The sequence below is a fragment of the Azospirillum cavernae genome (assembly GCF_003590795.1).
In the GTDB taxonomy this organism is placed as follows: domain Bacteria; phylum Pseudomonadota; class Alphaproteobacteria; order Azospirillales; family Azospirillaceae; genus Azospirillum; species Azospirillum cavernae.
The window spans coordinates 1,864,867-1,885,443 of sequence record NZ_QYUL01000001.1 but is presented as its reverse complement, the minus strand read 5'-3'; the positions used below and the strand labels follow the sequence as shown (position 1 = coordinate 1,885,443).

Genomic DNA, 20,577 nt, shown 5'->3' with positions numbered 1-20,577 from the left:
TTATTCTCAAGCATCAATACTCATCCGGCGCTTGGGCCGAGGAGTCGACGACGTGGTATTCCAGGCAGGACACGATGATGGGCGTATGGATCAGGCTGCGCATGAAGGCCGCCAGTTGTTCCGGGGTCAGTTCGCTGGGGGGCTGCCGGGTCCAGGGACAGGCGAAGGGCTGTCGCGCGGCCAACAAGATCGTTCGGGTCAGACCCAGGGGCGGATCCATGGTCAGGCGTCCGGGAAGAACGCTCCGGCCCTGGGGCAGCGGGCCGTCGGGAACGCCGGCAAAGGCGTCGAGGCTGAAGGTCGGCCGCTGGATGGTGCTTCGCCCCGGCGCCATCATCAACTCGACCTTCTGTTCCGTCGGATCCTGGCTCAGGATCGTGGCGTAACCCGGCCAGGGCATGTCGATGGCGAAGCGGAACTCGGCGCCCGCTGGAACATTGTCGGCAACCGTCAGGGGGAGACGCTGGAAACGGTTTCCGTTGGGGCCGAGCCGCGCGGCGGGAGCCTTGGCGGGGGGATCCGCGAAGGCCAGGCGCGGTTCGTCCGTTCGTTGCGCCCACAGCCAGTCGAAGCAGCGCTGCCCCATCAGGGCGCGGATGATCGCCTCGCGCGCCGTGGCGTCGGGATGGAGCAGGACATCGTCGGTGATGCCCTGCGCCTCCAGCTCGTAAAGCTCCTTGAAGGCGCGGAGGTATTTCGGGTGGATGCTGTCCGGCTGTTCGGCGGTCCCGCTCAGCTCGCGCAGCATGTTGGGGACGCTGAGAGTGGGCTTGTTCAGCCGTTTGCCGAGGGCGAAGGCCAGATCGCTCTGGCTGCGGCTGGCCTGGATGTGGGGCATCAGCTCCTGCAACAGCTTGTAGACCGGCATCAGGGAGCCGGGAATGCGATCAAGAGGGGGGCGGCCGCTGCCGCGTCGATCCGACATGGGGTGCTCCATGGGTGGGGTGTGCGGAATCGGGGCGCCGTTCAGGCGCCGACCAGGGTGAAGGCGGCCCAGAGCGGGGAGGGCCGAGGGCAGGGATTGTTGCCGCTGTCCGACCGGACCGGTTTCGGGCCGAGGTGGGCGCCGGTCGGATCGACGGCGCCGGGATCGTCGCGCAGACGCATCTGCGCCCGCCGCAGCGCCTGGGCCGGGCTTGATTCGTCGTTAAGCACGGCCCGCAGCGTTTGGGTGACGACGGCGTAGGTCGATTCGGGCTCGACCGGCCACAGCGTCGCCAGAACCGCCGCCGCGCCGGCTTGCAGCAGCGCCGCCGGCAGACCGAGATGTTCGTCCGGGTTCCTCGCCAAGTCGATCATGCCGGTTTCACAGCCGGCCAGCACCGCGATCCGGCAGGCGCCGAGGTCCAGCCCCTGCAACGCGGCGGCGCCGAACGGCTCGCCGATGGTTCGCCGGTCCCCCCGGTTCGTGTCCTCCTGCGGGATGGCGCCGTCCACGTCGAGCGGGGCGGCGAGATAGAGGGCGCTGTTGTCGGGATCGGCCGGGTCCCAGCCGCCATGGCCGTAAAAGCTGAAGCATCCGGGCCGGCGGGCCGAGACGGTGGCCCGCAGCCTGTCCGCCGTGGCGGCGGCACGCTGCGGGTCGCCGTGATAGCCGGTCAGATCGATGCGGGCGGCGTCCTCGAAGAAGGCCAGGGCCGGATTGGCGTGGACGCCGAGATCATCCTGCGGGTTGGTCACTGCGACCAGCGTGCGCGGGCTTGGCCGCGCCGCGCGCTCGGCGGCGGTCAGGCAGGCTTGCAGGCTGGGCGCCACACGCAGGGCGTAGTCGTCGAGGAAGGCCCGCCCCGTCTCCGGGTCGGTCGCCGCCGCCAGCGGCAGCACCGACAGGGCGGGCGGCGGGCACAACACGATCTCCGTCGCCATGGCCGCTCCCCTGGCCGGCAGCAGACCCAGCGCGGCCATGGCCTGGTGCAGCGGCCCCATCAGCAGCCGCCACAGGGCCTGGCGCCCCTCATCGACCGCCGACGTCGCGACACCGGCGGCACCCGCATCACTCTGGTGGAAGTGATGATACCGGGCGAACCACGCCTCCAACAGCGTCTGAAGGGCATCGCGCGTCATGTCCGGCCGGTCCACACGCTGCCAGCCGTCGCGCCCCGGCGCCAGAAGCAGCAGGCCGCCGCCCGTCTCAGCAAACCACGGCGCCGCCAGCACGGTGTTGGGACCGAGCGCCGCGCGCAGAGCCACGGCGTCGGGCGGGGGCTGATCGAGATTGAGGCCCAACCGGGTGCGCAGGGCGGCGAAGGCGGCGGCCCGCTCGTTCAACAGCGCCTCGGCCTGTGTGACCGCGCGATGCGGGTCGGCCCCGCTCGGCCCGCGTGGCTCGCCCAGGGCGTGCAGGCTCTGCGCAAAGACCGCGCCGACCGCGTCCAGGTCGGCGCGAGCGTCGTCGAGAAGCGCTCGCTGATCAGCGGTCAGGAGTGCTTCGGCGTCGCGCAGCCGGTGTCCCAACTCGACCGTGCGCCCCGCTTCCATCAAAGCCAGCCCTTGCTCGATCTCCCCCAGCGCCAGGGCCGAATTGGCCGCCCGTTGGCCGAGACCGTCGATTTCCTGGAGCAGACGCCGCCGGTTGCGCGGCGCCGCGATGCCGGGAAGCCGGAGGCGCACGTCGGCGAGCAGCACCGATGCCAGATCGACCACCCGACGATGATCTCGCTCGGCCTCGAGCAGGCGAAGCCGATTGCGGCGCGCCGTCAGGTTCCGGATCGGCACGGCGTCGAAGGGCAACCATGCCAGGGCCTCGTCGAAGAGGGCGTGGGCGCGCCCCGCCGCCGCCGCGTCCCCGGCCTCGAACTGGCTGGTCAGCAGGTTGGCCTGGTTCTGCGCCGTGCCCGCCACCTCGACCCAGCGCTCGTGCCGACGCAGGATCGCCAGGGCCTCGCCGTAGAGGGCGTGGGCGTGCCCCGCCGCCGCCGCGTCCCCGGCCTCGAACTGGCTTCGCAGCAGGCTGGCCTGGTTCTGCGCCGTGGTCGCCACCTCGACCCAGCGCTTGTGCCGGCGCCGGATCGCCAGGGCCTCGTCGTAGAGGGCGTGGGCGCGCCCCGTCGCCGCCGCGTCCCCGGCTTCGAACTGACTGGTCAGCAGGCTGGCCTGGTTCTGCGCCGTGGTCGCCACCTCGACCCAGCGCTCGTGCCGGCGCAGGATCGCCAGGGCCTCGTCGTAGAGGGCGTGGGCGCGCCCCGCCGCCGCCGCGTCCCCGGCATCGAACTGCCTTTGCAGCAGATTGGCCTGGTTCTGCGCCGTGGTCGCCACCTCGACCCAGCGCTTGTCCCGGCGCTGGATCGCCAGGGCCTCGTCGTAGAGGGCGTGGGCGCGCCCCGCCGCCGCCGCGTCCCCGGCCTCGAACTGGCTGGCCAGCAGGTTGGCCTGGTTCTGCGCCGTGGCCGCCACCTCGACCCAGCGCTCGTCCCGGCGCCGGATCGCCAGGGCCTCGTCGTAGAGGGCGTGGGCGCGCCCCGCCGCCGCCTCGTCCCCGGCCTTGAACTGGCTTCGCAGCAGGATGGCTTGGTTCTGCGCCGTGGCCGCCACCTCGACCCAGCGCTCGTGCCGACGCAGGATCGCCAGGGCCTCGTCGTAGAGGGCGTGGGCGCGCCGTTGGGCTGCGGATGCCGCCGATGCCGTCGCAAACAGCCCGGCTTGCATCCTTTCCGACAAGATGGCGGCCAGTTGGGAGCCCAGCGCCGCGCGGACTTCGTCCAGTTCGGACGATCCGGAACGGGGGAGATGCGCCAGCAGCGTCTCCAGGATCATCGTCATCCGCGACCAGCCTTCGGGGCGATTCTCCGCTGCAAGCGTCTCCAACTCGGCGAGCAGGGACGCCGGATCGATCGGCGCGGTGGCATTGGCGGCGGACTCGCCGGGTTGGTCGCCGTCCAGGGTGCGGTGTGCCGCCAGCCCCGCCGCCAGCCCCTGGTCGCGGCAGTGCTCCGCCAGCCGGACATGCCAGTGCAGCCCGGCAGCCTGATCGGGATCGTCCGCGCTTTCCGCCGCCGAGACGAGCGCGTCCTGCACCGGGCCGGACAGCAACGGGTCCGACCAGACGGCCAGCAGGGCCGCCTTCGCCTCCAACGTCGGCTGGTCGAGCCAAAGATTGACCAGAAGCAGGGCGAAGGCGCCAACCCCCGCGTCAACCCCCTGTTCCCGGCACTGTGCGATCAAGGCCCGATGAATCTCCGGTCCGTCCGCCGCTACAGAGCCGTCTTGTTCCCGGTCGGACAACCGCGCGTCGGCCGCCGCCGTCACCAGCAATTGGGCATGGCGCGCCAGGATCGACTGTTTGGCGGCCAGCCCATCGGCGGCGAGCAGTTCGGCCAGAGCATCATCAAGAGTAGCGTCCCGCATCGCGCAAGCCTCCGTGCCGTCGTTTATGGGCATTCCAACTCTTATAAGAGGAATGACCGCCCGGTAACTCCATCGAGTATAGCGCGGCGCGGGCCGGTCGCACGATCTCAAGAATTATCAGAGACAGGTTCGCGGACTTGCCGCAGAAGGACACGGAACACCCGGCGGCTGGGGGGGGGGGCGCGCACGAAGGCAATCCGCCCAAACTGTGCCAAAAACGGTCTGCCCATGGCCTGGAAACGACAAAGGCCGCTGGCTGAGCGCCAACGGCCTTGATGTCGCAGAAGGGTGCGGATTGTGGCGCTACGACCGGTGTCCGCAATACCAAGTCCGCACTTTACGGACGGGGCGCAACCCATCCTTGGCGTGGCCTTAAAAAATGTTGATTCCGTTTGCGGCGCCGCATCCAAGGCGGTATTCCAATAATACGCGAGCCTTTTGCAGAATGTTTCCATAAAAAAATCTACTTAAGGGAGTGTCAACCTGTAAAAATCCCGAGAATCATGATAGATGATTACCGCTTTCGGATTTTTATGGCGGGCAATGCACCATGGCGAAAATCGGTTTGGCTCATGCGATCAAATCCCTGCGGGCCGAACTCGCCGAAGCGATCACGCAGGGGGATGGGGAAGATCTCCGCTTCAAGGTTGAAGCCATCGACCTTGAGCTTGCGGTGGCTTGCGAGGTTGGCAGCAACGGCGATCTCAGCTTCCAGGTTCTCGGCCTTGGCGGCAAGCTGGGGGGGAAAGTGGGAGGAACGACAACCCATCGGGTGAAACTGTCGCTGAAGGTCGCGGACCGCGCGGGCGCGCTGTCCGACACCTTCGTCAGCAACGACGTTGACCGTTGCCCGGAATAAGCGTGGTGGAGACGCGCCGATGGACGTGACGCTCCTGGTCGAGATCTTCGCTCAGGCCAACACGTATGATTCAAGCCTGAAAACTGGAACCGGCTATCCGGTTGGACCGGGGCGCATCCTGACAGCCCGTCATGTCCTTTGTCCGGGAACGGATTCAACGATTAAAGTCAGATGGAAGAACCACGCGGATGACGCGGCGCGAACGTGGCGGCAGGCGACCGTCGCGTGGGACGACGAGGGGATGGATGTCGCGGTCCTGATCTGCGACTTTCCTGATGGGTTTCAGAAGACATACGCCCCTGTTTCAAACATCCCCCACAAAGTCGATGCGAGATGGCACAGCGCAGGCTTTGCAAAATGCGTGTCTGAGAAAAAAGACGATAAAATATATACAAAGTCTGTTGGCCTCAAGGGTGGGTGCTATCCCCTGAATGAAACGACTGGAAATTTTGATGTTGGTGTTGATGATGCGACGACTCTGCCGGATGGATGGAAAGGAATTTCCGGATGTCCGGTTTTTGTTCAAGGGAGTATTATCGGCGTTGTCGTGCAATGCCCGATAAATTTTGACCAAAGCCGACTTCTGGCAGTTTCCGCCCGGAAGTTTTTTGATGCTCCGGGGTTTCGAGGCGCGATTTTATGGCCTGAGGACGATGCCCGCCGCGCTGCCGTCCACAAGGAAAATGCCGAAGCGCTCAGCCTTCATCCAAAGATTCATCAGGCCATTCTCGCCGTCGAGAGGATTGACGCCACCGCCACGGAACTGGCGGGCCGGTTTTTTGATAAAAGTTTGGTCGATTTCCTGGATCTGCTCCAGCTTGTTTGCGTCAATCTGAGAAACGCGCGGAAGTGGAATTCGACCGTCGATCCCAAGGCAATGTGCGGAATCGTGTTCCGAACCATCCCGCTGCTCATAGAGCCATCGGTCGTCAGCCTCCTGACGCAACAATTTGGTCGGATGATCGACGGCGATCCGACGGCGATCGCAACACGGACAAGCGCTGAAATCGCCATAGCCAGCTTCGAAGAACGGGATCCCAAATTCATTTTGTTGGGCGAGGAAGCAATCGGGGGAAATTCCATTCCCACGCCTCCGCCAGCCGGGTTTGAAGACATTGGCGGAGAATTCATCGCTGCGTTCGAGAAAGATCTGATCGCAATGCTGAAAATTTCCAACACAACGGGGCGGGATGAGGAAACAATAAGAAAATCCATCAATGCGGTGTTGGCCAGAAGAGCGAGACTAAAGAGTTCCCATTATTACTGCATCAGATCAAATGAAATTGGCGACGATGAATTCGCTCGAAATTTGATGAAAGTGATTTCCAATCGATATGACCACCTTCGTCTGATTCGATTGAGCGCCGATCCCGATCATTTTGCAGTACAAACAGCGATTTCCGATGGCATCCTTTATTTTATGTCCATCGAAGCCGGGGGGACGCCATGAAATTCCTGACCATCGCGCCAAAACACGCCGTTTCCCTGACCACGCCGCCCGGCCTGCCCGAACAGGTGCATGTGTTCGACCAGCCCAGCATCGACGCGATCAACGCCGCGATGGCGGCCCGGCGGCCTTTGCTGGTGCGGGGGGAGCCGGGGATCGGCAAGAGCCAGCTCGCCCGCGCCGCCGCCAAGGAATTGGGCCGCGTCTATGTCCAGCATGTGGTCGACGCCCGAAGCGAAGCGCGCGATCTGCTGTGGCGGCTCGACGCCGTCGAACGTCTGGCCGAAGCCCAACTGGCCGGCGCCCTGCGGGAAGACGTCCAGACGGTTCGCAATCGTCTGGCGATCGCCAACCATCTTCGTCCCGGCCCCTTGTGGTGGGCGTTCAACTGGGACGACGCGATGGCAAGGGCGGCGGGCAGTGGAACGCCGCCGCCGCATCGCCAGAACGGCGACGATCCGGCGAACGGCTGCGTGGTGCTGATCGACGAGATCGACAAGGCGGAGCCGGAATTTCCCAACGGCCTGCTCGAAGCCTTGGGGTCCAGCGTCTTCGCCCCGCCCGGGCTTGACGCGCCGGTGACGGTGTCCGGCGTGGCGCCCCTGGTCATCATCACCAGCAACGAGGAACGCGCGCTTCCCGACGCCTTCCTGCGCCGCTGCCTGGTGCTGTGCCTTGAGTTGCCGACGGAGACGGCGGCCTTGATCGCCCATCTGGTCGAACGGGGCCGGGCGCATTTCCCGGCGGCGGCGGACGGCCTGCTGCTCAAGGCCGCCGAGCAGTTGGCCGCCGATCGCGCGCGCGCCGTCGCCAACCATTGGTCGCCGTTGCCGGGGCAGGCGGAATATCTCGATCTGATCCGCGCCGTGCTGGAACTGGCGCGGGACGACCCGGAGCGGCAGGAGGCGGTCATGGACCGCATCGCCGGTTATGTCCTGAAAAAGCATGTGGGAGCCGTCTGACCGATGTCCGCCGCCTGTGGACGCGCCGATCTGGTCCGGGCCTTGGCCGTCGGCGGCCCGGCGGGGTTGGAGGCCGCCGCCCGGTTGCTGGGCTACCAGCCGACGCCCGCGCCAAACGATCGCCAGGACATGCGGCTGGACCAGCGCCCCCCTGCCGAGCCGCCGCCCCCCCTTGATCCGGCGCCGCCCGCGCCGTCCGCGCCGTCGGAGGAGCCGGAGGATTCCTTCTGGCAACCGATCGCGCGATGGTTTCTGGACGAGACGGCGGGCGAGGAGCCGAGCGAGGACGCAGCCACGCCCGCCACGCCCGCCATGCCCGCCGGGGCGTCGGCGCGGCGCGCGCCGGTGGCGTGGAGCGGCCGCCCGACCGCGCCGCCGTCCTGGCCGTCGCTGGAGCCGTGGCGCCGTCTGCTGCCCCGCCTGCGCGGCCATGTCGCGGAATGGGGCGATGGCGGGGATCTGGACATCGACGCGGCGATCCTCGCCATCGCGAAAGCGCAGGAGCTGAAGCGGCCGCCACGGCGGAAACGGCGCCGCTGGGGACCGGCCATTCAGGTGATCGACGACCGCAGCCGCCGGTTGACGCCCTTTTGGCGCGATCAGGATCAGGTTTGCGCCTGGCTCGCCACCCTGTATCCACGGGACCGTTTCGACCAGGCGCGCTGGTTTGACGGCGCCCGCGCCCCGATCCGTCAGGCCGGTCTGGACATCGACGCCGACTATCGTCCGCCGCCGCCCGGCGCGGCGGTCCTGGTGCTGGGCGATCTCGGCGCCCTGGCGCCGGACCAGCGCTGCGTCCGCCTTTGGCTGGAATTCGGTCGTCGCCTGCGCGCGGCGGGCTGCGTGCCGGTCGCCTTGACGCCCTGCCCGTCGGCACGATGGCCGAAACCGCTGCGGCGTGTCTGGCGCATGGTGGAATGGGAACGGCGGACGGCGAGGGCGGCGGACGGCGCGCGCGACATCCCGGCGGAACGGGCGATGACGGAACGGCTGCTGCGCCTGCTGTCGCCGGCCATCCGGGTGGAACCCGGCCTTTTGCGCAGCGTCCGCCGCGCCCTTCTTCCCGACGCCGACGCGGGCGTGGAAGCCGATTTTTGGCAGGACAAGGCGCTGGCCAGCCACTCCAGCGTCGCCGCCACCCTCGACCCGGACGCCGCTGCCCCTCTGCGTCAGGCGTTCGAGGCGGAAGACGCGGGGGTTCGCCGTCTGGTGTTGGACCTCCTGCGGGGCTGGCGGTTCGGGCTGTCGGCCGATGTCTGGTTCGAGGAGGTGGTCAGCCTCGGGGCGGACAGCCGCGCCCTGCTGCCCGAAACCGAACTGACGGAGGCGGCGGACCGTTTCGATCAGCTCAGCCGCTGGGCGCCGACCATCGCCGATCCGCTGATGCGGGCGGAGATGGTCCACGGCCTGCGCCGCCTGTTCGACCGGCGGCCGTCCGCCATCGAGGCGGACGGCCGGGTCGGGGCCGCCATGGGGCGGCTGCGCCGGATGACCGAACCGGAAGCCGGGCAGCCGCGCCCCGTCCAACTCCGCCAGATCGGCGCCGACCTGCTGGCGGTCGCCGGGGAGGAGGCTGGCCCCACCGGCAGCCTGCTGGCCCAGGTCTGGACCGCCGACGGCCGGATTGCCGTCAGCCAAGAGCTGGCCGCCGCCCGCGACGCCTTCTGGAAGAGCGGGAAACCGCCGTCTTGGGCGCGTGAGTGGGGGTGGGATGAGTTCGGGGCGTGGGCGACCTTCACGGTGGGAACCGTGACCCAGCGTCTGCGCTGGATCCCGCCGGGCCGGTTCCTGATGGGTTCTCCAGGGAATGAAGAGGGGCGTGATGGCGATGAAGTCCCGCGGCATATGGTGACGCTCAGCCGGGGCTATTGGTTGTTCGACACCGCCTGCACGCAAGCGCTGTGGCAAACGGTGATGGGCGGGAACCCAAGCCATTTCAAGGGCGATGATATGCGTCCGGTGGAGAGTGTCAGTTGGAACGACGTTCAGGGTTTCCTGATGCGGCTCAACGCGCGGGTTCCAGGGCTTGATCTGTGTCTGCCGACGGAGGCGCAATGGGAACACGCCTGCCGGGCGGGAACGACGACGCCCTTCAGCTTCGGCGCCACCATCACGCCGGACCAGGTGAATTATGACGGAAACCATCCGTATGCCGACGGCCCCAAGGGGCGTTACCGGAAAAGCACAATTCCAGTCGGGAGCCTGCCGCCGAACGCGTGGGGTTTGTACGAGATGCACGGCAATGTGCTCGAATGGTGCGCTGATGGGCGCCGGACCTACAGGGCAGAGGCGGCAACCGACCCGCGCGGCCCGGAGAGCGCCGGTGCCAAGCGCGTCCTTCGCGGCGGGGCCTGGGGCGACGGCGCGCAGATCGCCCGCGCCGCGTGCCGCATTTGGCTCCACCCGGTTGACCGCGACTACACCTTTGGCTTTCGGTGCGCTCGAGTTCAGGCGGGGAATCAAGCCAGTCCGGAGGACGCAGCGGAGCCGACGGCCCCGGCGTTGCCCCGGCTGGCGGAGCGCCGGGGAAAGCCGGGGACGGCGGGCGGAGCGGTCCTGCGCGTGGAGTCTGGGATCGACGACGCCCGCTGTCCGCTGCCCCAGGCTCCGGCCTTCCACATCCGCACGGATCGGGAGGAACTGCGCGTCGAACGGATCACCCGGCCCGCATGGGCCGACGCGCTGGGCATCGACCGTTTTGGCCTGTGGACGGAGATCGTGGTGAAGCCGAAGGGCGGCGGGGAGTCCGTGACCCAGCGCCTGCGCTGGATCCCGCCGGGGCGATTTCTGATGGGGTCGCCCGACGATGAGCCGGAGCGTGGAGGCAATGAAGGTCGGCAGCATGAGGTGACGCTCAGCCGGGGCTATTGGCTGTTTGACACGGCCTGCACGCAAGCGCTGTGGCAAGCGGTGATGGGCGGGAACCCAAGCCATCTCAAGGGCGATGATATGCGTCCGGTGGAGAGAGTCAGTTGGAACGACGTTCAGGGTTTCCTGATGTGGCTCAACGCGCGGGTTCCAGGGCTTGATCTGTGTCTGCCGACGGAGGCGCAATGGGAGCACGCCTGCCGGGCGGGAACGACGACGCCCTTCAGCTTCGGCGCCACCATCACGCCGGAGCAGGTCAATTATAACGGCAATGTTCCGTATGCCAACGGCGCCAAGGGGCTTCACCGGGAAGAAGCGGTTCCGGTGGGGAGCCTGCCGCCGAACGCGTGGGGGTTGTACGAGATGCACGGCAATGTGTGGGAATGGTGCGCCGATGGGCAACGGACATACACGGCGAAGGCGGAATCCGATCCGCGCGGCCCGGAGAGCGACTTCGGCAGACGCATCATTCGCGGCGGGTCCTGGGCCGGCTACGGGAGGAGCGCCCGCGCCGCGTCCCGCAATCAGAGCGTCTTGCATGGTCGTTACAAAGACCTGGGCTTTCGCTGCGCCCGCGTTCAGGCGTGACCGGCCAGCCAGGGGGAGGCGTTGGCGGGTCTGCCCCTTGGCCGCCCCCAGCGGAGCGGCCGGGCGCCATCGGGTAAGAGCGCCGACGCGGGAGGGGGACAGGACCATCAAGGCCGCCCGCAAGGGTCACGAGACTCGATCTTCCGGGGACGCTCAGCTGCATGGCGTCCTTTGCCCGAGACATGAGGGCGTAAAACGCAACATGGGTTCGTCAGGACAGTGCCAAAAACGGTCGTTTTTGGCACTGCTGGGGATGGATGGGGAGCCAGGATGCCCGGCTGCGCTCTCGATGGTGACAAATGAAGTGACAAAATGGGTGTGCCATGTGATGGTGCCGAGGTTGAGTTTTGGCACTCTGGGGCATCCATGCTGCTAGGCTACGCGCGCGTATCCACACAAGATCAACACCTTGAACCGCAGCTTGACGCCTTGAAAGCCGATGGGGTGGATGGGGAACGGATCTATACGGACAAGGCAACGGGCGCAAATTCAGACCGGCCGGGTTTGATTGCTGTGTTGAAGGCCCTGCGCGACGGTGACACGCTGGTTGTGGTCAAGCTGGATCGTTTGGCCCGGTCGATGAAACACCTGATCGAATTGGGGGAGGCAATCCAAGGAAAGGGGGCCGCACTGCGCGTGCTGGACGCCGGCATTGACACGGGAACGCCAGTCGGCCGGCTTACATTCCACATTATTGGCACCTTGGCCGAATTTGAGCTTGCGCTTATCCGCGAGCGTACACAAGCCGGACTACGGGCAGCTCGGGAGCGGGGTAGGCGCGGCGGCCGCAAGAAAAAACTGGAGGGTAAGACCCTTGACCTTGCGCGGACACTTTGGAACAGCCCTGAATTTGCAGCCGAAGACATTGCCAAGCAGATGAAAGTGTCGAGGCGAACGCTGTTCCGTGAATTAGGAGTACGGACTGTTTCAGAAAAAGAGCAAATTTAAAGTCAACGCAAATTGATTATAATAAGGATATAAATATTATGGCGAAGGGCATCATTAGCGTTCAGGGTTTTGTCAGGAAAGTATTTGATATGAGTCGTGATGACAAAGATGTCTATTATTATAGAGGGCACTCAAACAGAAAAAAATATAAACTTGAACCAGCAATTTTCCGAACCCCAGAGGAAAAAGCAGCAGAACCAATCATGTTTCGCGAAATGCTTGTTGCAAGTGCGGCAGATTTTCGTGATGACTTTTCTACGTTTGAGAAATTAGTTAGAATGCAGCATTATTCTTTGCCGACAAGGCTTTTAGACATTTCCTCAAATCCTCTTATAGCATTATATTTTGCTTGCAAATCTAACAGCAATGTTGAAGGAGAAGTAATAAGGTTTACCGTGAAAAGAGATGCTATCAAATTTTTTGATAGCGATACGGCCAGTTGCATTGCAAGCCTCGCTCAGCTTTCAGAGTCTGATAAACAAGATATCGACTTCGAATTAGATCATTTTGATACGCACTCAGAAAGGATGAACTATTTTAATAGTCAGACATCAATAAAGAAATTACTGCATTTTATTAAGGAAGAAAAGCCTTATTTTAAAGATGCAATTGTTGCTGAAGATTTAAAGCGTATAGTTTGCATTAGAGGAAAATTGAATAATACCCGCATTGTATCACAGTCGGGAGCATTCTTTCTTTTTGGTATGAACGCTGAATTGCCCGAAGGTGGCAATGCCGACATAAAAGTCGAACGAATGACGATCAATGGAATGGAAAAGGGTAAAATGTTGAGAGAGCTAGATGCTCTTGCTATTAATGAAAGTACAATTTTTCCTTATATCGAAAACTCAGCAAAATACATTGCAGCGAAATATAGGCCGATAAGATGAATGCTTCCTTCATTCAAATAAATTGCAGTTTCGCCGTTCTCGTTGATCGCGTGGCTGGCGGTAAACCGGCCCCACCTTCTTCAGCGTGTGATCGACGTTGCCGATGGCGGCACTCTGTATCGGATCGCGGTGTCACCATCGAAGTGTCGTGAAAAGGAGGCGCCATCACCATGAGCATGATGGTCATGGTGATGACTGGGCACCGTCGGCGCCACCCTGGTCGATCAGCTTTACCAGTTGCTGCGGCCATCCAGATCGGGCTGGCCGGCGTCGGTCAGGCTGGACAGGCTCCCGGCTGATCGCTTCCCCTCTCGAACATTAGGGCGCGGCGGTGCGGATCCTGAACGAGGACTGCTCTTAAGCTGTATTGGAAGCCAATGACACTAAGTTATGGACATACCCTATCATAAGGTTCAATCACCAGAACGGCGTGTGATTTAGATTCCCAGGTGGGTTGTCAGACGGTAGTCTCCATCCCGGGGGGACGCGATGCACCTACATTCATATCGACTGCGGAATTTCCGCCGACTTCGGGACGTGCATGTTGAGCTTGCAGCCAACATCTCCATTTTCGTTGGAGCGAACAACAGCGGAAAAACATCTGCCACGCAGGCGATGCAGATGTTTCTCTCCGGTGGCAAAGATGCCTTCTCTCTGTATGATTTCAGCTCGCATGTCTGTCTGGCCGGCTGCTATGGACTTTTGGCGAACGAGAGGTCGAGATCACAGAGGCCGAGTTTCCTACTGTCTCGCTCGACCTTTGGTTCGAGGTTGAAGCGGAAGATCTTTATCTCGTTATCCCCATCCTGCCTTCGACCGCTTGGGCCGGAACGCTCGTTGGCGTCCGCGTAGAACTCGCGCCGAAGAGCATCGCCGAATTGATCCAGCGTTACCACGCTGCTCGTGATGATGGCCGGGCGAAGGCGGCGGCGCTTGCCGATGGCGCAGGCGATTATGTGCCTTGGCCGAAATCGCTGTCAGCTTACCTGCTTAAGGAGTTGAGACGCGAGTACGAGCTGCGCTACTTCGTCCTCGATCACAGGCGGTTTGATCCGAAATTTCAGGAGCTGACAGGATATCAACCGCTGCCGCTGGGCGACGAACCGGGCGGCGCTGCCGTGCTGAAATCGCTCATCAAGGTCGATTTCCTGAATGCGCAACGGCATCTCGCGGACCCATCAACAGTGTCTGGCGGCGGTCGTTCGGAGGATTTGTCGAAGCGTCTAAGCCGCTTCTACCAGCGCCATCTCGATCAGCGTCAGGACGACCATCAGGCGCTAAAGGCGCTGTTCGAGTCTGAGGTAGGCCTCGACAAGCATCTCGCGGAAGTTTTCAAGGACACATTGGAACGATTGAAGCACTTGGGTTACCCTGGCCTCAATAACCCACGGCTCGAAATCAAATCGGCCCTGAACCCCGCATCCATCATGACGCAGGACGCGCGCGTCCACTACATCGTGGGCGAAGGCGCGCAGACGATCATGCTGCCCGACACCTACAACGGGCTCGGCTTCAAAAACCTAATTTATATGGTGGTCGAAGTGCTCGACCTTCAGGAGCGCTGGAAGGCCGAAGAAGAGAAGCGCGCTCCCCTCCATCTCATTTTTATCGAAGAACCGGAGGCGCACCTTCACGCGCAGCTTCAACAGGTGTTCATTCGCAACATTCTCGGCTTGCTGGTCATACCGGGTGAGGCTGGGGGATCATTCGCCAGCCAAGCGGTCATTACGACGCACTCACCGCATATCCTGTACGAGGGCGGCTTTCAGCCGATCCGCTACTTTCGGCGCGATTTGGTTGGAAACGATCAGATTACCAAAGTACTCAACCTCTCCGCGTTCTACGCGCAGGAAACTGAACATCGCGATTTTCTGAAACGGTATCTGAAGCTCACCCACTGCGATTTGTTTTTCTCGGACGCCGCCGTGCTCGTGGAAGGCAACGTCGAGCGATTGCTACTCCCGATCATGATATCGAAAGCGGCGATATCGCTGCGATCTTCTTGCATCTGCATTCTGGAGGTTGGTGGCGCCTTCGGTCATAAATTCAAATCGCTGATTGAATTCCTCGGGATCGTCACGCTTATTATCACCGATGTGGACAGCGTTACCCTGTTGCCTGCCGACCATGACGGCGATGACGACGACGATGACGAGCTTGAGGTCGAAGTCGAGGCCCCAGAAGCGGAAGCCGTTGATGGCTTCGAGGCGTTGTTGGGCGGTGATGCTCCGCCCGCACCGGCTGGCGAAGCCGCCGATCCTGTGCCCACCCGTCGCTTCGGTAAGAAATGCCTGCCGGTGGCCGGGGCGGTCACTTCCAACCAGACCCTCCTGAAATGGCTTCCGGCGAAGCAATCGATCGATGATCTTTTCGCTGCGACGGAGCAGGAGAAGGAAACCCCAGTGGATGGCACGACCCGCGTCCGTGTCGCCTATCAGACGCCTGTGCCAGTCGTGTGGAATGGTCATAACGCTGAACTGGCCGGGCGGACTTTGGAAGAAGCCTTCGGGCTCGAGAATACTGAATGGTGCCAGAGCGCAGAACAGAGGAAATTGGGTCTGCGCTTACGCGGTGCACTGGTTGATCCTGCGGCACTAGCGGCGGGGCTTCACAAGCGGGTCAGTGGAGACAAGTTCGACAAGACCAAGTTCGCCCTTGGGGTGCTTACGGCACGACCGGAAGAGTGGCAGGTTCCGGCCTATATTCGCGACGGTCTCATTTGGCTCAAGGCGCAGGTCGATCTCGAAGTAGAGGCCGAAATGGAAGGGGCCGGGGTCGATGGGTAGACGCGCGCAACAGCCTGATACGCAAGCCGACGTAGATCTTCGGCACTGCCTGGAAGTGCAGCCGCCGACCAGCTTCAGCATGGTTGCCGGGGCGGGTTCAGGAAAAACAACGTCGCTGATAAAAGGGCTCGCCGCGATCCTTGCCATCCACGGTGAGCGTTTGCGGCTGCGGAGGCAGCGTGTAGCTTGCATCACCTATACCGAGATCGCCGCCGGGGAGATCTGGACGGACGTGGGGAATAACCCCCTCGTTCACGTCTCCACGATTCATAGTTTCCTTTGGTCGATTGCGCGTGGGTTCCAGCAAGACATCGCCGCTTGGGTCGCAAACAGGATCGATGAGCGGATCGGAGAATTGCGGCACGCCGCCACCAATTTTGGCCCTCGCGTTCAACAGAAAACGCGAGACAAGAACGCCCGAGATATCGTGCGCTACGAGCAGCAATGCGAGGCTATTACTCGGGTTCGTACTTTCACTTATGGAACCGGAAGTGATTACGCCAAGGGCATCCTCGGCCACGACGACATCATCAAGATGGCTTCGCAGTTGATGATCCATCGTCCGCTTTTCCGAACTCTCGTCGCGCAGCAATTTCCGTTCGTTTTCGTGGACGAAAGCCAGGATACCTTTCCCGTCATCGTCGAAGCGTTGATGGCGGTCCAGCAGCAGGAGCAGGCCCGCTTTTGCCTCGGGTTCTTCGGCGACCCGATGCAGCGCATTTACCCCACCGGCATTGGCACGATTCCCAAACCCAACGGTTGGAGGGCGATCCCCAAACCGGAAAACTTTCGTTCGCCTACCGCCGTATTGAGCCTCGCAAACGCCATCCGGCGTGACGGCGACAATCTGGTTCAGGTCGGTGGCCGGAAGAAGAAAGAGGGCGAGGAGGCAGTGCCGGTCGTAGGTACTGCGCGACTGTTCGTCCTGCCGACCGACGCCCATCGCGACGAACGCGTGGCACAAGTTCGCGCTTGGGTTGCCAAAGCAAACGATGACGAAATGTGGCAGCCCGCCGCCAAGAACGATCCGGTGAAAATGCTGGTGATCGTGCACCGCATGGCGGCGAAGCGATTGGGTTTTGGAGACCTCTACGGCGCGCTCAACGACAAGGCGCCGGATGCCTTCAAAAATGGATTTCTCGACGCGACGGCTTGGCCTCTGCGGTCGTTGGTTTCGTTTCTCCTGCCACTTGCGGAGGCCGTCCGCGACGGACGGGACTTCGATGCGATGCGACTGCTTCGCCTCCATTCACCGTTGCTCGTGAAGGCTAACCTGCAAGGGGTGAACGTCGCCGAGCGCCTAAATCAACTTCAGGCTGTGAGCAATCAGATCAGCGAGTTGATGGGACCGGAATCTCAGGCGACCATCCGTGACGTGCTGATGCTTGCCAAAAAGAGCCTCTTGGTGGCGTTTGACCCCCGGCTGTCCGCTTACCTTGAAGATATCGCGGAGAACGAGCCCGAGACCGAAGAGAACGAAAACGGCGAAGCGGAGGAGGAGGAAGATCCTTCAAACGAGATCAATTCGATGTCCGCGTTCTTCGCGTGCCCGGCCAATCAGCTCCGGCCTTATCAGGCCTACGTCAATGAGGGGTCGCCTTTCTCTACCCAGCAAGGCGTGAAGGGGGCTGAGTTTGATCGCGTGCTTGTTGTGCTCGACGACGACGAAGGTACGCATGTTCAATTCTCCTACGAAAAATACTTTGGGCTGAAACAGCCTTCCGCGAAGGACAAGAAGACGTTAGAAGCAGGCGGTGAAACCGGCATCGAGCGAACAAGACGGCTCTTCTACGTTTGCTGCACACGCGCTCGGCAAGACCTGTTAGTCGTTCTTTTCGTAGCCGATCCCGCAGCGGCGATAGCGCATATTCGTGGGCTCGGGCTCTTCCCGGAAGCGAATATCCTCTCGCAAGATGCGCTCTCTTAGCTGCCGTCGCGGCTCGATCAGCCGCTTCCTAATCCCACCGTCCGAAAGGAGCCTGTCCGTTGTCGGTCCCATCCTCAACGTTCCAACCAAGCGGGCGAAATGCCCAAAACCGGATGCTCCGAACTTCGCCTAAGGGTTAAAAGCTGCCGCTTGAGGATGTCGCGAAAAGGAGCGCTGATATGCGCACTCCATCGACCGGCCCCTTTCTTTTGGACCGCATCTGCCCGGTCGGCGGTGGGGTGATCTCAGCCCCGGCTTTCTCAGGCGAGCAAGGCGGGTCCGCGCACGGTCGGGAGAAAGGTTGCGCCATATAACAGTTACTGTTATAGTTACCGTCATGAGCGATACCCGCGCACCTCGCATCCGTCCCGCATCCTGGCTGGTCCGCAACCAACTCGCCGCTCTGTCGCGGACGGATTTGCAGGCTGTCGTGGTCGCGGTTGCGCTTCACGGGGACCGGCCTGACATCTCCACCGGCGAGGCCGAGTTCAGCGATCTGTCCGATCTCGGCTTCCCCTGCACCAAGGTGGTGGTGCGCAGAGGCGTCCGGGCCATCGGTATCACTGCGGCGTTCGTCGTCGAGTTCAACGATGGCGTCACCGTCGTGCTGTTCATCAAGGAAGGCCGCAATCTCTCGCTGCGCGACCGCAACGACATCCGGGCGGCGTACGAAGAGGAACTGAGGAGGCGTGTCGATGTCGAAGGTTGACGTGCAAGGGTTCTTCGAGGAGGTCGGTTTGGCCGACGCCGAGGAACTGGCGGTCAAGACCCAGGCCGTGCTGGTGGTGAGCAAGGGGCTGCACGACCAGGGCCTGTCGCAGGCCGAATTCGGTCGACGGATCGGGTGGAAGCAGCCGGTGGTGTCCTCCCTCGTGCGGGGCGAACTGGACCTGTTCAGCTGGAACCGCATCAATCAGGCTTTGAAGCCTTTCGGGAAGCAAGTCAGGATCCACTATGAACTGGCGGATTGCGATGCGACCGAAGCGTGATCCGGACCGAGAGACGCCGGGGATGCCGATCGCCATGAACGGCGCAGCCTGAATGGCGCCCCCGTTTCCCAACAGGGGCCGACCGCCCAAGCCGAATTTTACCAAGCCACGGTCGTACAGCGAATCAAACCCAGCCGCAGCCCGGCCGCCACCCCAGGCCAATGGATCCGCATTGCAGAAGCAGGGCCAATGGCTCACACGGGCGGCCGACGCCGAACGCGTAGGTGATGGAGTGGAGGCCGAGCGGTGTCGGCAGTATGCCGAGCACTGGTTCCGCGTCTCGCGGGGACAGGATTGAGGGTCGGCGATGGGCGAGATGACCTTGACGACAAAGGAGCGGGCGCTAATCCGCCACGAGTTTATGGCGCGCTTCTCGGCTCCACCACGCTTGGCCGATGGGATCCTGGTAAAGCGCTGGGCCACGGGGCCGGAGAAGGGCAAGCCGAAGCCAGGCGCGACCATCCAGGGAATGATTGACCGCGGCCTGATGGAGTTGCCCGACAACGGTGGCCATTGGCTGAGGGCGCGCTTTACCAGCGCCGGGCTTGCCGCTCTGCGTCTTATGGCCGAGGATCGGCGGGCTCTTTCACCGGCGGAGTATCGACATATCCTCGACGAACTCGGAATCCAGGCGCCAACCGATAAGATTGGCGGCTCATCGGTTGCCGTGTGACCGAACGGGAATCCAGAAAAGGAGACCTATGAAGGAAAAAATATCCGAAGATAATGTCCGTGCCGCCCTCGATGCACCAACCTCGGTCGTTCCCCTTTCTGTCCCAAGTGCTTATGCTGTCGGATGAGTTCCGCCGATCAGCAGACGGCCAAGCGCAGGGGAATCAAGCGATGATGCTCAAGTCCATGGTCGTCGCGATGGCGCTTGCCGTGTCCGCCGTTTCCGCGCAGGCGGCGGACACGGCTTGCCCACAACATTTCCTCGACGGAGCGCCGCCAAAGTTCGTCAACGAGAAATTGGCGGCGAAGACCCGTGAGCTGTGCAACGCCGGTTACGCCGTCCTTCACTCCGGCGTCACCCGCACCGGGCTGTGGTCGGCCGAGCACCTGACGCGAGAGCGCCTGGACCAGCAGCGCGGCCTTGAGCGAAAGAACACCTTCCATGCCGAGCCACGGCTGTCTGCGGATGAGCGGGCCGAGTTGGCGGACTATGCCCGCTCCGGTTATGACCGTGGTCACATGGCGCCCAGCGGCGACATGGCGGACCCGGTGTCCCAGAACGAGAGCTTCAGCCTCGCGAACATGGTGCCGCAAAACTCCAACAACAACCGGAACCTCTGGGAAGGGATCGAGTCAGCGGTGCGCGACCTGACGCGCAAGGAGGGCGAGGTCTACGTCGTCACCGGATCCATTTTCCAGGGGCAGAACCTCCAGCGGGTTGGCGGTCGGGTGCTGGTGCCCACGCATCTGTTCAAGGCGATTTACGACGCTCGGCAGCGGAAGGCCGCCGCCTTCCTGGTAACCAACGCCGAAGGCAACGCGTATCAGCGCATCGCCATCGCCGACCTTGTGGCCGTGTCTGGGATCGACCCGTTTCCCAATCTGTCGGCTTCCGTGAAGACGACGGCGATGGAGCTTCCCCAACCACGGCCCCACGGAAAGGGCAGCAAGAAGGCGGCCGAGACCGAACCCTTCCAAGAAAAGTCTGTTCTTGATTTCCTGAAGCAGTTCCTTCGCTGAGAGGCCCACGACATGGCAACGATCGACCCCTACCGCAACGATGCCGATGTCCTTGAGATCGGTGAGCTGAAGATCGAGAACGGCGCCGACACGGTGGCGGTCTACGGGTCTGTGAACCTGACGCGCGACCGGCACGGCCTTGCCCAGGCCAAGGCGCTCAAGGCGGTGCTGGACAAGGTCGTGACGGCGCTGGAAGCGGCGAAGGATCTTCCCGACCACATCGCGCCTCCCAAGCCGCCGGATCAGGTTGAAAACCCCTTCCGCTAACCGGCCAGAA

General features: G+C 62.8%; 17 protein-coding genes. 15 read left to right on the top strand and 2 right to left on the bottom strand.

What is annotated here, in order from left to right; genetic code table 11:
• Window positions 1-13: 13 nt before the first annotated feature.
• Window positions 14-925, bottom strand: a complete 912-nt coding sequence (locus tag D3877_RS08605) for a hypothetical protein (RefSeq protein WP_147395117.1) — start codon at window positions 923-925, stop codon at window positions 14-16.
• Window positions 926-966: 41 nt separating this feature from the next.
• Complete coding sequence (locus D3877_RS08600) at window positions 967-4,344, bottom strand: CHAT domain-containing protein (protein WP_158599816.1); 3,378 nt, start codon at window positions 4,342-4,344, stop codon at window positions 967-969.
• A 550-nt stretch (window positions 4,345-4,894) separates the two neighbouring features.
• Here D3877_RS08600 and D3877_RS08595 point away from each other — a divergent pair.
• From D3877_RS08595 to D3877_RS08520, 15 genes are all read left to right on the top strand, one after another.
• Entirely contained in the window at window positions 4,895-5,203 is a 309-nt protein-coding gene (locus D3877_RS08595) for a trypco2 family protein (protein WP_119830213.1), read from the top strand.
• A 19-nt stretch (window positions 5,204-5,222) separates the two neighbouring features.
• Window positions 5,223-6,653: a trypsin-like serine peptidase gene (locus D3877_RS29340; RefSeq protein WP_147395115.1), complete on the top strand. Its 1,431-nt coding sequence runs from the start codon at window positions 5,223-5,225 to the stop codon at window positions 6,651-6,653.
• Window positions 6,650-7,612, top strand: coding sequence for an AAA family ATPase (locus tag D3877_RS08585; protein ID WP_119830211.1), 963 nt, complete (start codon window positions 6,650-6,652; stop codon window positions 7,610-7,612). The genes D3877_RS29340 and D3877_RS08585 overlap by 4 nt, the downstream gene beginning before the upstream one ends.
• A 3-nt stretch (window positions 7,613-7,615) precedes the next feature.
• Window positions 7,616-11,068, top strand: a complete 3,453-nt coding sequence (locus D3877_RS30175) for a formylglycine-generating enzyme family protein (RefSeq protein ID WP_199720726.1) — start codon at window positions 7,616-7,618, stop codon at window positions 11,066-11,068.
• Window positions 11,069-11,434: 366 nt separating this feature from the next.
• A complete protein-coding gene (locus D3877_RS08570; RefSeq protein ID WP_119830210.1) occupies window positions 11,435-12,016 on the top strand; it encodes a recombinase family protein in 582 nt (193 codons plus the stop codon).
• A gap of 38 nt (window positions 12,017-12,054) precedes the next feature.
• The gene (locus D3877_RS08565; RefSeq protein ID WP_119830209.1) at window positions 12,055-12,906 is read left to right on the top strand and encodes an FRG domain-containing protein; all 852 of its coding nucleotides are present in this window, start codon (window positions 12,055-12,057) and stop codon (window positions 12,904-12,906) included.
• A gap of 489 nt (window positions 12,907-13,395) precedes the next feature.
• Window positions 13,396-13,758, top strand: a complete 363-nt coding sequence (locus D3877_RS31005; RefSeq protein ID WP_119830208.1) for an AAA family ATPase — start codon at window positions 13,396-13,398, stop codon at window positions 13,756-13,758.
• 26 nt (window positions 13,759-13,784) lie between these two features.
• Window positions 13,785-15,692 carry an ATP-dependent nuclease gene (locus D3877_RS08555; protein ID WP_199720725.1) on the top strand — a complete coding sequence of 636 codons (1,908 nt, stop codon included), beginning with the start codon at window positions 13,785-13,787 and terminating at the stop codon, window positions 15,690-15,692.
• A complete protein-coding gene (locus D3877_RS08550; protein WP_238474788.1) occupies window positions 15,685-17,619 on the top strand; it encodes a UvrD-helicase domain-containing protein in 1,935 nt (644 codons plus the stop codon). The genes D3877_RS08555 and D3877_RS08550 overlap by 8 nt, the downstream gene beginning before the upstream one ends.
• Window positions 17,620-17,956: 337 nt before the next feature.
• Window positions 17,957-18,328, top strand: a complete 372-nt coding sequence (locus D3877_RS08545; protein WP_147395114.1) for a hypothetical protein — start codon at window positions 17,957-17,959, stop codon at window positions 18,326-18,328.
• A complete protein-coding gene (locus D3877_RS08540; protein WP_119830206.1) occupies window positions 18,315-18,608 on the top strand; it encodes an XRE family transcriptional regulator in 294 nt (97 codons plus the stop codon). Before D3877_RS08545 ends, D3877_RS08540 begins: the two co-directional genes overlap by 14 nt.
• A gap of 52 nt (window positions 18,609-18,660) precedes the next feature.
• The gene (locus D3877_RS08535) at window positions 18,661-18,906 is read left to right on the top strand and encodes a DUF4167 domain-containing protein (RefSeq protein WP_119830205.1); all 246 of its coding nucleotides are present in this window, start codon (window positions 18,661-18,663) and stop codon (window positions 18,904-18,906) included.
• A 9-nt stretch (window positions 18,907-18,915) separates the two neighbouring features.
• Window positions 18,916-19,281: a hypothetical protein gene (locus D3877_RS08530; protein WP_119830204.1), complete on the top strand. Its 366-nt coding sequence runs from the start codon at window positions 18,916-18,918 to the stop codon at window positions 19,279-19,281.
• A gap of 170 nt (window positions 19,282-19,451) precedes the next feature.
• Window positions 19,452-20,300 carry a DNA/RNA non-specific endonuclease gene (locus tag D3877_RS08525; RefSeq protein ID WP_119830203.1) on the top strand — a complete coding sequence of 283 codons (849 nt, stop codon included), beginning with the start codon at window positions 19,452-19,454 and terminating at the stop codon, window positions 20,298-20,300.
• A gap of 12 nt (window positions 20,301-20,312) precedes the next feature.
• A complete protein-coding gene (locus tag D3877_RS08520; protein ID WP_119830202.1) occupies window positions 20,313-20,567 on the top strand; it encodes a hypothetical protein in 255 nt (84 codons plus the stop codon).
• Window positions 20,568-20,577 lie beyond the last annotated feature (10 nt).